The sequence below is a fragment of the Candidatus Poribacteria bacterium genome, assembly GCA_009839745.1.
GTDB lineage: Bacteria > Poribacteria > WGA-4E > WGA-4E > WGA-3G > WGA-3G.
In genome coordinates this window covers 1-12,919 of record VXPE01000006.1, presented here as the reverse complement: position 1 = coordinate 12,919, position 12,919 = coordinate 1, and the positions used below count along the sequence as shown (strand labels likewise).

Sequence of the window (12,919 nt, the reverse complement as noted above, 5' to 3'; positions counted from 1 at the left end):
ATACTATTTTATCAGGCGTTGAACATGACGCGTCTGTAGATGGCACGCAAGGGCAGCGTGCATTTAATTGAAGCGAGTGGTAGCATATCTTCAAGATGTTCAAAGGTATTGTGGATCCATTGGGAACCTTGGCGCCGGTAGTGTTCAACACGCACGTTGCTCTGTGAGACGAGGATATATTCTTTCAAAGATGCGATCTGCTTATAATGTTCAAATTTTTCACCGCGGTCAAACGCTGCGGTTGAAGGAGACAGCACTTCTACGACAAGAATCGGATTGAGGAGCGTATCAAAGGTGGCATCCTCAAAACGAGGTTCACCACAAACAACGATAACATCTGGATAGTAATAGGAGACTGTTGGGGCAGTCCGCACGCGCATATCACCGGCAAAGAGTTGACACCCACCTTCCATTAATTGGTTGCTAAGTTGGACTGTTATGTCTACCGTAATGCTATTATGGGCAAGACTCGCGCCAGACATAGCGACTATCTGTCCATTGTGGTATTCGTTTTTAAAGGGCTGCTTGCGTTCCCAAGTGAGATATTCCTCGGGGGTCAAATATGTCGGTGCCAGACGGGTTGACATGCGCGCCTCCGTAAATTCACTTTGGAGTTATCTGATTCCTGTCTTTAGTTTGCCCCATGTTGTGGCGAGTTTACCACGCGCTTCCACATCCTGTGGGGTTTCCATGACCTTTTGGATGTCGGCTTCGCTCAAGGTTTTCTCATAGAGTCGGACTTCATCAATTTTACCCGGGAAGTGGTCGGTGGCGTTGCCGAGATCATCGCCCCCAATCCAGAGTTCTAAACCGGACGGAGCAATTGGAACATTGTTAGCAGCTTCGCCTTCGAGTTCGCCGTTTATGTAAACCTTCATCGTCTTTCCATCGAACGTCCCTGCGAAGTGATACCACTCGCCCACTTTCCAATCGGTTGTTGTGGATTGTGCGAAGGTATTGTTCGGTTTGACGAGAAAGTCGATACTATTTTTGTCGCCGAAGTCGAAGATGACGAAGATGGAGTTATTTTTACTCATTAAGCGGTGCCCGGTGAGGTCATCGTCTGGACTGAACCATGTCATGAGGGTGATATTTTCCTCGATTGCGAAGGCGGGATCGTCTGCGACGATGACATGATCGTCTACACCGTTAAATTCGAGTCCGGTGCCAAATTTTCCTTCAACCCATTTCGGCTTACCGTGAAATTCCCCATCATGCCCGTTGCCTGTCACGTCTATGGCTTCTTTGCCTTTGCCTTCATCAAAGGGCCAGTAAGCGACGAGTCCGTCTTCTGCGACGTTGGCGATACTGAGGTTGGTAATAATGAGGAGTGAGAATAGCAGTGACAATACAAAGATAACTTTTGGCATTACAACTTCTCCTATGCAAGCGCAAAATTTTGGATTTGTATCTTGGAGATTTGTTACCATTGTAACACATTTTTGCAAAGGAAGTGTAAAAAAAATTAAGATTTGATAGGAAAATTCGATGGGCGAACGAAACGCGTTAATTGTCTGAATGCACGTCGCATTTGGGCGAGTACGCCGCAAATCTCGGATTATCACGGATGACGTGGATTTCGCGGATAAGAGAAAGTGTTTCGTCTTAAAATTCATATCAGCTGCACAATCTGCTTAACTTGCGATTTCGGCGAAAAAATATGCTTCGCATTTATAGTAAAACCCGTAATTACCTTTACACTTTTTTGCATCGGCGAGGTTAGGAAACCTCGCCTACCGGGGGCAGAAGTGTAAACTTATTTTCAAAATCTACTATAACATTTCGTGCTTATGGCACTAAGTGTTCTCAAGACGCATATCTTCTATCGCTCTTTCAAGTTGTTCTACTGAACGGATTAGGGATGGAATTTATGGATTGAATCAGGACATTTGTCAATGTTGATGTTCCTCATAAACAGGTCTTAAGAAGTCAGCACCCGCCTTTCCGAATCGATCACAAATTTTATTGGCAATATCCTTATGCCCCTTTTTGTATAAGATCCGGATGGTTTCTTCAACCTCGTTCTTTTGCGTCTGTCCCAAGAACCACATTTCACCCTCAGGAATTTCCAAATAAATTCTCCCGACTTCCTCGGGTGTTATCAAGACATGCCTCCCCAAGGCTTTAATAACGTTTGATAAAGTAAGAGCATACCCTGGAAGTTTGTCAATATACCTTATAGATGCTTTCACCCACCCTAGTAGTGCATCAAGATTGAGTTTATGATAAGTAGGTCGGGTAGAGCGTCATCGAAACCCGACATCTTCAGGAAACCCCACTCTCAAACTCAAAGTTGAACGACTACTAGTACTAAAGTTTGGAGCCGCTAAGATTAATGCAATTTGTTTTGGTTGGGCAAAACCTTTTCCATCAAGTAGCTTAAATATTTTCTTAGTATCCTTTTTTGTTGGCAGAAGATCTTTTAAGCCACTATCAATTTCTTTAGCGAGATGTCCTAAGAGACTTGCCGCAGTTTGCAAGTTTCCATCATGCAGGATTTTGAGTCCATCCAGATAGAAAGCTGCTATTTCCGCTCCAATACTTCCCAGGTTCCGATGAATATCATGTTGCCGTACGTCTAATTTCAGCACACGGGTCGTAACTTCACTTGGGATTCGCGACAAGTCCCGATCTTCGCTAAACCCATCGTTCATTCTTCTTCACATCCTTCGCTCCAAATTCAATAATCACATATTAACACATTCCAGGGCAAATATCAAACCACTTTGCCAGACAGCTTAATCCAGTAGTAGCGAATTACCCTTTGCCTTCAAGACCCCATGTTCAATCATCTCACCTATAACTTTCTCAACTTTTTGTCGCATATTTCCGCTGGCGGTTTTAAAGCCGAACAACTTGCAAGCCTCGCGGGTTAAATCGTCCCGCTCTATCCCCAAAGCGTCCGATACAACTTGTTTGATGGCTATCTGTAACTCTTCAGGTGCGATGAGTTCCAATTTTCGTGAGGCATTCGGGAGTCCGCTCCGGTCTCGCACGAGGACTTGATCTTGCTCTATCCAATAGAGAAACTTTCCCTGGATCTGAATACTTTTAGAACGCGCAGCCTGATGCGCAGCGATTCCAACCGTGTTTCGAATGCGATTGCCGATCCGACTTATCCCAACAGCATTTGTGATACGCCTCGTAACTTCGTCAATATGCACCGGACTTTCAATTTCAACAACTCGCTGAACCCATTTTGCCATTGTATATAATGGAACAGTATGTAAATCACGCCCATGAGTTGAAATGATAGGTTCAGCGACTTTGTACTTTTCGGACCGAGAGTTTAACTTCGGGGTCGGATCGACAGTTGTTTCAACTTCTGACTTTGGTTCTTCCCCGCCTTCATTGGAATAAGGAATGCTGTTTTCAGAAGTAGGAACATGTGGAGAAGTAATGTGTGTCTTAGCTGCTTCGATCGCTTCAACTACCTTTCTGAGCTCCTTGTTTGGGGCTCTAAACCAATCGGTGCTCCAGATACGATGAATACACCAACCGAGTCCTTCAAGTACTTGCTGCCTTAGTCGATCTCTGTCTCGGGCTGATTGCGCACTATGATAAGTTGCTCCGTCGCACTCAATACCCAACAGATAACGTCCTGGGCGTTCTGAATCTTTGATACCAAGGTCAATGAAATAACCGGCAGAACCGATTTGATGATCAATTTCATAGCCGCATCCACATAGAGCATCTGCCACCTCCACTTCAAATGGCGAATCCGCCTCCCGGCCAGTTGGTACCGCGATATCAGTTTTGCCTGTCTGTGCATATTTGAGGTAACGTTTGAGTGCTACGATGCCGCGGGCGTTGGTACGACCAAGGTCAATATCATCAGCAGTCAAATTGGTGAACACTTCACAACGTCTGCGAGCTCGCGTAATCAATACGTTCAACCGTCGCTCTCCGCCATCTTGATTAAGGGGACCGAAGTTCATTGTGAGTTTGCCATCAGCAGTGTGCCCATAGCCAATGCTAATGAAAATGACATCACGCTCATCTCCTTGAACGTTTTCCAAATTTTTGACAAAAAACGGTTCTTCAGGATGATCATTAAAGAATGTTTTTTCGTATAATGGATTTTCTCGTCGTAGGAGTTCAAGTTGATCTTGAACTGCTTGCATTTGGGATGTACTAAACGTCGCCACGCCGAGTGTCAAATTGGGACGTGAACGTGCGTGTTCCATAATTTTATCTGCCACTATTCGGGCTTCTTCAGGGTTGCTCCTACTGCCACCACGGTCATAAGCAGTATCAGTTAGAAGGTGATAAACCAAACCGACTTCTTCCTTCGCGACATCAGGGCTTGGAAAGAGTTGGAGTCTATTTTCGTAGAATTCGATGTTAGAGACGGTAATTAGTGATTCATGTCGACTGCGATAGTGCCATCGTAACATGCGTTCCGGCGCATTCTGGGCTCTAAACAGTCCCAAAATGCTCTCCGTATCACCAATTAGGTTTTCCTCCGTGTTTTCGGCATTATCTCCTATGTGTTTATCAAAGAAATCGGTTGGCGGAAGTTGACAACTATCCCCAACGACAATTGTTTGTTCGCCCCGAATAATCGCTCCGAAAGCGTCAACAGGTTTAACTTGGCTGGCCTCGTCAAAAATCACCCAATCAAAGTCAATACTGTTAGGGGGTAGGAACTTCGCTACTGAGAGCGGACTCATCATGAATACGGGCTTAATTGCTTGTACCGCATTGCCTGCCTTGCTTATCAATCCGCGAATTGGCAGATGCCTCCGCTTTTTTTCAAATTCACGCCTGAGCAGCCCCAACTGTCCACTGGAGGTTTCGGAGCGAGGCAAGTGTTCCCAATGTTTATATGCCACTTTGGCTTTATTATATTCAAGTGAACTACGGTCTAATTTCTTGAATTTTCGACGATATTTTGATGGACATCGCTACTAAATTTTGCAAGAATTGGGCGTTCCCGAATTGCTGTTTCAACGCAGGCACTGTACCAAGTCCGCTTGAGTACATCTGATAAAAACTCACTGGCTTCCGCCCAATCGTTTGCGACCTCTACAATTTCAGCGAAGTCGCTATCTTTTAAAACTTCTACCAAGTGGTTGTAGGTGACGATCTCTTGAAGTTTTTCTGATTCGTGTTCCCAACGCTCCAGAACTTGCGCTTGCTTTGTGAGAGGAAGTGATCTCAACCCATTATCGCCTCTGGCAAACACTGTTTCGTCCAATTGAATCTTATTAATCACAGTCTGAAGAAGATGTGGATAGTTGCTCTGATGTTCCTCAACCGTTGTCACCAGTGACTTAAGTGTCCCCAAATCTGGGTTTGATGCAAGATACACAATCAACGCTTCCGGCAACTCATTATCCTCTACCGACTTATAGAGTGCTGAAAGATATTGGACGATCCTTCGCAGTTGAGGCCAGCTTGATGCCTTCCCCTTCCAAAGCGTCCCAAATAGTTCTTGTCCGAGTCCTTCTATCTTTTCAAAATACGGCAGTTCGCGTTGCCCTTCAAGAATCGCATCAACCATACGGAGTTGCGCATCTTGAATTTTGGGCAGTTGTTGTGAGCATAAGCCTGCAAGTTCATTGTGAGCACGTCGATATTTCCCCGAAAATACGCGCCACCTCTTACTTCCATAAACCGCCAATATCTGCCGAATCTCCAGAACATTTTGTTTCCAGGCTTCAGGGATAAGAATATGGTCGTGTGTGCTATGGAGTTCACTCAACCGTTCTCCTGCATTTAATCCTATTTCTAAATCGCTACTATGTGTTCTCCATTCTGTTGATTTCACAGAAGTCCCTGCCAAGTTCGGAGCGGCTAAGGCACGGTGTGCCGCACGAATGAGACTTTCAACAGTCTCACACGTATCCGGTGGCTTGAGTTTAAGGTGTTCTGCAAGTTGAGCAGATGAATTTTTGAGTGCTATAACTGCTTCTTTCGCTTCTACCGCCGACCTTTCTAGCGATTCTCTGTCAGCCGGAAGAAAGTGCTTGCAAAGGCTGCCCCAAAACGGATGCTTTGTTGGTACTCCCATCTGCTTAAGATGCACCTGTAAGCTTTCTGTCCGTTCCAACCCTTCTTTAAATTCAGATACCGAATGTTGAAATTTATGAGAATCCAAATCTGGAGTTTTCACATCTAAAAGGCGACGTTCCACGGCTAAAATTTCTCCATATCCCTGATAAGGAGTAATCCCGCTTTCGCCAATTGGCGTGTTAATTGCCTCACAGTACCTGTTTAACTCGTCGCGGTTACTGAGTAGGGCCTTTACATCCTGTTCAGAATTTGTTGGTTCAACAAGATCAAGAACTCGCCTTAGCTCATCAACCACTGCTTTTTTGCTCATCTTATGGCTATGTAGTTCCAGACAAGCATCTCCAAGTCCTACCTTGTCAAGGTTGCGCTTGACTACCTCCAAAGCTGCCATCTTTTCTGCCACAAACAGTACGTGTTTTTTCTTTGCGACAGCTTCTGCAATCAGGTTGGTAATGGTTTGGGATTTTCCAGTCCCCGGCGGACCTTGGATAATAAGATTTCGTCCTTGACTCACATCGTGAATAGCCAATGCTTGCGAACTGTCCGCATCAACTACATGATATGTATTAGCAGGTATCAGGTGTTTGTCAACATTGGGGACGCTATCGTCAATGGATGGTTTTGGTTCTCGAAATCCATTTACTAAGACTGATCGCAGTATAGGATGTTCAGTTAAGACATTATCAGACCAATTTTTAGCATCTAAATCGCAGTACATCAGAAACTTAGCAAACGAGAAAAAGCCCAGTGCAATCGCAGAGGCATCAACCGACCACCGATCAAAACCATTAATCGACTCACTTACGGCTTGAAAATAATTCTGAATGTTGGACTGGTCAAGGCCATCCGCTTCGGGAAGATCCGGTAATTGGATACTAAACTCGGTTTTGAGTTTCTCCTGAAGGGAAAGATTCGTTCCAATATCTTCCTCTGTGTATTGAACACGGAAACTGGCGCGTACACTGGTCCGATGGATCTCCACAGGGACCAAAATTAGTGGAGCACGGTGCAGTATCTCACTTGATTCAGATTCATACCATTCAAGTATACCCAACGCAAGATAGAGTGTAGTCATCCCTTGCTCTTCAATAGCCGTTCGCGCCGTATAATAGGTATTCAACAAACGCCTCTGAAGCTCTGTTGATAAATGGTTTGTTTGAAGCTTGCTATCGGTATACCGCGTCGGATCATTTTCCACCTCATCATCTTCAAAGAAAAAAAGGGCATCTTCGTCAGATTCACGCTTTGGTAGGAAAGACATCGCCTTCCTATCTTGTACAAGAATTTGATAAATATCCGGCGGAGATTCATCAATAACTTCAATCCCTCGTGCTTTGAGAAGTTTGTAGTTAATCAGCGGATTACGCAAACCCAAGTCAAGGAGTTCAGATCGCGCCTCGTTTAATTTTTTTTCTATAGAATCCATCTCATCCACTTCGTAATTTGATTGTTAAGTTAACCTTTGTCAATTAATCTAAAAAGACTTTCAACACATATAAGCATATCAAAAAATCTACTCTAAATCAAGCCTTTTAGGAATTTCAGTCAGAGCCATTCGACCCTTTGGAAAATACTCTAATTCCGAATCAGTTTTGGATAACAGATATTTACAAATCCGCGTTACCCGCGTCGCCCGGGTCATCAGCGATTCAGACAACTAAAAGTTGAATGCCTCTGTAAGTTCGGTCGCGCGAGGGAGGATAGTGAAAATAGCAAGGTAATGATATACTAAACGCTGCGCTCAATGGACCAGTGGCGATCCGTGCTTTGGACGACAGCAGCACTCGGCAGGCCCATCTGTGCTAACATCTCATTGACTTCGGCGATGGTGAACGCGGCGAGGAAGGAGTCGTAGTAGAGTTTCTGTTGGTAAGGGGTATCGTCAGCGGCATACAAGTCTACAAAGGCTTGCGCATCTGCGGGTGTTTCAGGACGGATGAGATCGCGGATGAGAACTGTTCCTTGCGGGCGGGCAACTCGCCCCATCTCTTTGAGTGCGCTCATCGCGTCGTGGATGTGATGCACAATGCTGTTGGAGATGAGTCCGTCAAAGGTGTTGTCGGGGTAAGGTAGGGTTTTGGCATCGACGCATTCAAGGGTTATCCGATCGGTGAGACCGGCATCTGCGACGTGACGCTTCGCTATCTTTAGCATCTCTTCGGACAGATCGATGGCGGTGATGTGGATATCGGGACAATGTTGGGCGAGGAGGATGGGAATCTGCGCGGGACCGGTGCCGACATCCAGAAAATGTCCAGTGCTCGCACCGAGCGCGACAACGCGATCTACAAAAGCCTGGTCAACCTCACCGTGCTCCATCGCATCGTAGGCTTCGGCGGCTTCCGCTGTATCCATGACTTCTGGTTCTACAATTCGTCTCATTACGTTGGGTCTTTCTCGGATGTGCTGGTAGCAGCACAATTTATTCTGCTTCGCGACGGGCAATGAATTGCCCTACTACGAACCCAATTCTCTCCAATCGCAAAATTGACCAAGCACTAAGAATATTCCCTCGAATCCTGTAAATCCTCGAACCCTGACAATTTTGGTTCAGACACTAATTTTGCAACAGTCCATGCATTTTCGCGAATTTGATCGGGTTGAAATTGCGTGTACATGCCGACCGCCATCGCGTCCGTGGGCTTGATATTCTCAAGCGCGAGTTGAAAGGCATCACGCGGCTCGTTGCGACCGGCGGCTAATACCTTTATGGCGATTATCGGTATCGGTATTGCCTGTATCGCGGCGAACGCGGCATAGCGATCGTCTGGCAGATAGAGCTCCCTGTGTTTCGTATGATTATACAATGCACAAACATAAAAGTCAACATCATACCCTTCAGTGTAGCAGTACTTGAGGACCTGTGGATCGTGCGTGCCGAGTCCGGCTGCATAACCGAGGTCGCGGATACGTTTGAGTCCGTCGCGTAAGGAACCGAGTCGTCCTTCTGAATATAATTTATCGGTTGTGCCGCCGTGATGGTAGATAGCAATCGGTCTATAGCGTGCAATAATCTGTAGGTAGTCGTCGAGGTTGGCGTATTCTGTATCTTTCGGTGTCTGAGCGATCCACTGAATGGTGCCGCCTGCGTTCCAGTATTCGTTGAGTGTCCGCATGATGTGCCTATCGGCGCGAGCGAGGACGGTGTTAATGCCGTTCTCCTCTGCTTGCCGGAGGTCTGCCATAATTTGGTGCGTCGTATAGTAATCCTCCATGGCTTTCGATGCCGCTGGAGAATGGTGCGAAATGCCGCTATAGGGGTTACCACCAATGATGAGTCGTGTGATACGATGTGATGCGATAGAAATTGTCGGTATTTTCATTGTTTATTTTCTGAAGCCTTATTTTTCTTGAGAGACGCGTTTCTACTTCCACTTAAATTCACTTGCGAGGTCATGATTCTTTTTTATGTCGGTTTTGGAGATTATACCGTTTGGACGTGTATAAAACGTAAGTTGGTAGGTATAACCGGTGGATATGTATGTTCCACTTACTTTCCGCATACCGCGGGAGTGGATCGGATGCCCTTGTTGGCGTTGGGATCCCAATATACGGCTTTCTTGCTTGGGTAAGAAACCGTGGACAGGAATTTGCCAGATATAGGTTTGCCAACCTGTTCCGTCATCGTTGACTTCGCCCGGCGATCCCCATTTCTGAATAGCCTTTGAGATGTGTATGCCTCTCCATCTGCCTATAGTTTGCTGCATTTTTTCCTCTGACGAGAGTTCTAAGGTAGAGACATGTGGCCTATCCCTTAAATGTGCTGGTGCTGTACATCCTGCCACTAAAATACCTGCGATAAACACTAAGTATAAAGGGAGCGCAAATCTGTTCATTTTTAAAAAAGTCTGCTGGAAAATTTGGATCCCACAATGAACACCTCTGCCTTAATATTGTCAAGTAAATAGCAATTTCTATGCCAATTTGAAACAGTGAAAAAACAGGAGATATTACGGATTTAGTGAGTTTGAAACGTATGCTGACTGCACGAAACGGGGCAAACAAGAAGATACTTGCACGGATTTGTGCAGATACGGGGATAGGAAGGGTTGACCAGGGCGCGGGCGTGTTGTGCGAAAATGGTTCGCGCATGTAGCCTGAAACGAAGTGGAAGGCGGGTCTACGGAAAAGCCCATCATCACATAGACCCGCCTGAACGAACCGCAAGGTATAATTAAAAAATGGCGATCGGATTGCCGGGGGAACCCGTCGCCCCTTTGAGACGTAGCGGTGCGAAACAGAAGGCGAATTCGTAAACCTTCGCCGCCGCTAACTCCTCTGTGATTATGTTCTCAAGGTTGTAAATTCCGTGTTTAACGAGAAACAGCTGATGCACTGGAAAGGCAAGGGTTTCATCGGGATTCGGGACAACTTCGATTCCCCAGTTATCGGCACATAACATCACAATCTTCTGATCGACGAGGTATTGTCCCGCCTCCAATCTGATACCGGGCTCTGTGGCACCGTAGCGATCGTTATCCGTCATCCAGAACTTCCCCCAACCCGTGCGGTTGCCGTGAGGGCAAGTATACCGAAGATAAACCGAAACAAAATAAAAATCTTGTATTTTTTCGGTTTTTTGAACATAATTACCTCCTATGGCTTTCACTTCAATTGCCTTAATTCTACTGTCAGCATTTTGCCATGCTTTATGGAATTTCTACGGTAAATCCAGCAGAGATACACGCATCCTCTTTTTCTGGTGTGGATTTTACACCATAGTCATAGCCTTTATTGCCTTTGGCATTAAGCAACCGGTAGTCCCGAAACCGGTATGGGGCTATATTGTTGCCTCCGCCTTTGTTCATCTGTTATATAAGCTGTTTTTGACGCACGCGTATACCGTTGGTGAGATCTCATTCATCTATCCGATTGCGCGTGCTGCCCCAGCTTTCCTACCGCTCTTCGCCTTTCTTTTTTTGAAGGAACGCATTTCCGTGCCAGGTTTGATAGGCATTCTCTGTGTGATGGCTTCCATACTGCTCTACCAACAACGCGAAGCACGTATACAATTCAAAGCGTTCTTTCGCTTCCTACGCCAACATGATGCCCTCTGGGCTTACGCCACCCTCGCCAGCGTCATTGGGTACTCACTCATAGACAAACAGGGGATGCTTGAATTTCATCGCTACTCAACAGAGGCTCCTTTGTGGCGAGCCGTGACCTACTATTTAATGGAGAACAGTATCTCGCAAGTTTTCTACGGGTTGTCCTGCCTCGTTCGGTTTCCGCGCCAGCAGATTCTCGAGATTGGACGCACGGAATGGAAGCGGAGCCTTGCTGTTGTGAGTCTTTCGCTGATCTCTTATTCGCTCATCCTCTACGTCTTAATGACAGAGAAGGTCAGCTACGTGACTGCGGTTCGGCAGTGCTCTGTCATTTTCGTTGTTCTGCTCGGTGGATACGCCTTGAAAGAAACCTATACAAAACGCCGCTTGATCGCAGCCGTGATGATGGTACTCGGCATCTTCTTGATTGCCAATTTTTAATTTTTCCTTGCGGTTAAACGACGTGCGTTAAAACTTTACCGTCGTTTCTCAAATCCGCCTGCGCCGGTGTTGCAGGCTACAATGCTGGTTAATTTTTAACACCAAAATCCTCAAATCCATCCGAGACATAACCAGAAACCTGCAAGGACAACGGACACAGCAGCCCAAGCTTACAGAATTAAAAAACTTCAACCGAAGGAGACCCCCAATTTGACGCTCCGTTCGGGGTGATTGTCCATCTCTATGTAGGCTTCAACTGAATCTTCAAACGGCACCACTGGATCAACGACAGCTTCACAGTCAAATCGTCCTGCAGCAAGCCACTTCCAACAGGTATCAATAATCCGCTTGAAATTCCAACGCGGATGATCGCGATTCGGATCGCTGTTGGCGCGTGCGAAGATGATGTTCGGAATATTGACGTGTGCGACAGCACCGAGGTCAAGCCCACCCGTACACGCTTTCGCGCGTCCCGCATAGACGATTGTTCCCTCAAAAGTGACGCTGCGAAGGGCATCATCGAGTGCCTCGTAGATTGCGCTGGTTTCTACAGCCACATCAACACCAAGTCCACCGGTCGCTTCTTTGAGTACCTCCGCAACATTAGAGGCAGTCGGGTCAATGACAAGTTCCGCCCCCGTCTTTTCAGCGACTTTCCGCCGTCTTTCAATCGGGTCCACGGCAGCGACGAAATCAGCCCCCGCGATCCGCGCCATTTGCACCGTCATCAACCCAATCGCACCCAGCCCAAAGACAGCGACCCGTTCACCAACACGCACTTTTCCATCACGAATCGCGGACATAGCGAAATGCGCTGGATCGTAGCAGACCGCCTCTTTCCACGTCATTCGCTCGGGCATCTTGAGGACCCTGTCTGCAGGCCATGTGTGTGTCTCCTTGAGATGCCCATGGTTCGCGACGCGCTCTCCAATCTCGAAACCCTCAACGTCGTCGCCAATTTCAACAATTTTTCCGACACACATATTCCCAAGTCTCAGAGGAAAACTTGGGTTGTTGTATCCGTAGTAGGCTGTCAGCTCGGTACCGCGCTTGGGTGCCCCGAATTCGACTTGAACCCGAACACTATCCGCGGGGACGGGACCCTCCTCATATTCTCTCAAAACGGGTTGCCGCGGGGCAACCGCGATTAATTCTTTTGGCATGCTTGTCTCCTTAAAGTGGTAGGCACACAAAGAGCGTCAACCACTACTTTGCCAAGTTTCATATTACAAGTGATCCTGTTTGTAGTAGGGAAACCCTGCGCAAGTCGCGTGTGGACTTGCGGGACAATGCCCGTTGTTAACGTGCGATAAATCGCACTACTACGAACCTATCCTAAAGCTCAAAATAGATAGAGTAACGTGAGTTTGATAATTAATTTCCCAATTTTTTGAATAAAGAGAACCCTTTTG

11 protein-coding genes and 1 pseudogene are annotated in these 12,919 nt (G+C 46.5%); 1 reads left to right on the top strand and 11 read right to left on the bottom strand.

All coding sequences use genetic code 11. The annotated features are described in order from the left end of the window. Nucleotides 1-11: 11 nt before the first annotated feature. From F4X88_01290 to F4X88_01245, 10 genes and pseudogenes are all read right to left on the bottom strand, one after another. Nucleotides 12-587: a Uma2 family endonuclease gene (locus F4X88_01290; GenBank protein ID MYA54904.1), complete on the bottom strand. Its 576-nt coding sequence runs from the start codon at nt 585-587 to the stop codon at nt 12-14. 27 nt (nt 588-614) lie between these two features. Beyond that, a complete protein-coding gene (locus F4X88_01285) occupies nt 615-1,616 on the bottom strand; it encodes a LamG domain-containing protein (GenBank protein MYA54903.1) in 1,002 nt (333 codons plus the stop codon). A gap of 276 nt (nt 1,617-1,892) precedes the next feature. After that, complete coding sequence (locus F4X88_01280; protein ID MYA54902.1) at nt 1,893-2,105, bottom strand: hypothetical protein; 213 nt, start codon at nt 2,103-2,105, stop codon at nt 1,893-1,895. A 141-nt stretch (nt 2,106-2,246) separates the two neighbouring features. Next, the gene (locus F4X88_01275; GenBank protein MYA54901.1) at nt 2,247-2,654 is read right to left on the bottom strand and encodes a hypothetical protein; all 408 of its coding nucleotides are present in this window, start codon (nt 2,652-2,654) and stop codon (nt 2,247-2,249) included. A gap of 84 nt (nt 2,655-2,738) precedes the next feature. Next, nucleotides 2,739-4,835 carry a DUF3320 domain-containing protein gene (locus F4X88_01270; protein ID MYA54900.1) on the bottom strand — a complete coding sequence of 699 codons (2,097 nt, stop codon included), beginning with the start codon at nt 4,833-4,835 and terminating at the stop codon, nt 2,739-2,741. Nucleotides 4,836-4,867: 32 nt separating this feature from the next. Next, entirely contained in the window at nt 4,868-7,444 is a 2,577-nt protein-coding gene (locus F4X88_01265) for a DUF4011 domain-containing protein (GenBank protein ID MYA54899.1), read from the bottom strand. 302 nt (nt 7,445-7,746) lie between these two features. Beyond that, complete coding sequence (locus F4X88_01260; protein MYA54898.1) at nt 7,747-8,400, bottom strand: methyltransferase domain-containing protein; 654 nt, start codon at nt 8,398-8,400, stop codon at nt 7,747-7,749. 116 nt (nt 8,401-8,516) lie between these two features. Beyond that, the gene (locus F4X88_01255) at nt 8,517-9,341 is read right to left on the bottom strand and encodes a hypothetical protein (protein ID MYA54897.1); all 825 of its coding nucleotides are present in this window, start codon (nt 9,339-9,341) and stop codon (nt 8,517-8,519) included. A gap of 42 nt (nt 9,342-9,383) precedes the next feature. After that, a complete protein-coding gene (locus F4X88_01250) occupies nt 9,384-9,725 on the bottom strand; it encodes a hypothetical protein (GenBank protein MYA54896.1) in 342 nt (113 codons plus the stop codon). A gap of 467 nt (nt 9,726-10,192) precedes the next feature. Continuing rightward, a pseudogene (locus F4X88_01245) lies at nt 10,193-10,525 on the bottom strand (cyclase family protein). Nucleotides 10,526-10,616: 91 nt separating this feature from the next. Here F4X88_01245 and F4X88_01240 point away from each other — a divergent pair. Continuing rightward, on the top strand, nt 10,617-11,507 hold the full coding sequence (locus tag F4X88_01240; GenBank protein MYA54895.1) for an EamA family transporter: 891 nt from the start codon (nt 10,617-10,619) through the stop codon (nt 11,505-11,507). 188 nt (nt 11,508-11,695) lie between these two features. Here F4X88_01240 and F4X88_01235 read toward each other — a convergent pair whose 3' ends face one another. Next, nucleotides 11,696-12,670 carry a zinc-binding alcohol dehydrogenase gene (locus tag F4X88_01235; GenBank protein MYA54894.1) on the bottom strand — a complete coding sequence of 325 codons (975 nt, stop codon included), beginning with the start codon at nt 12,668-12,670 and terminating at the stop codon, nt 11,696-11,698. Between the last annotated feature and the right edge of the window lie 249 nt (nt 12,671-12,919).

Bases quoted from the DNA above. Each gene is read 5' to 3' on its own strand.
- F4X88_01240 (MYA54895.1), top strand. From the start codon at position 10,617: ATGGCTTTCACTTCAATTGCCTTAATTCTACTGTCAGCATTTTGCCAT.
- F4X88_01265 (MYA54899.1), bottom strand. From the start codon at position 7,444: ATGGATTCTATAGAAAAAAAATTAAACGAGGCGCGATCTGAACTCCTT.
- F4X88_01285 (MYA54903.1), bottom strand. From the start codon at position 1,616: ATGAATTTTAAGACGAAACACTTTCTCTTATCCGCGAAATCCACGTCA.
- F4X88_01235 (MYA54894.1), bottom strand. From the start codon at position 12,670: ATGCCAAAAGAATTAATCGCGGTTGCCCCGCGGCAACCCGTTTTGAGA.
- F4X88_01260 (MYA54898.1), bottom strand. From the start codon at position 8,400: ATGAGACGAATTGTAGAACCAGAAGTCATGGATACAGCGGAAGCCGCC.
- F4X88_01255 (MYA54897.1), bottom strand. From the start codon at position 9,341: ATGAAAATACCGACAATTTCTATCGCATCACATCGTATCACACGACTC.
- F4X88_01275 (MYA54901.1), bottom strand. From the start codon at position 2,654: ATGAACGATGGGTTTAGCGAAGATCGGGACTTGTCGCGAATCCCAAGT.
- F4X88_01250 (MYA54896.1), bottom strand. From the start codon at position 9,725: ATGCAGCAAACTATAGGCAGATGGAGAGGCATACACATCTCAAAGGCT.
- F4X88_01290 (MYA54904.1), bottom strand. From the start codon at position 587: ATGTCAACCCGTCTGGCACCGACATATTTGACCCCCGAGGAATATCTC.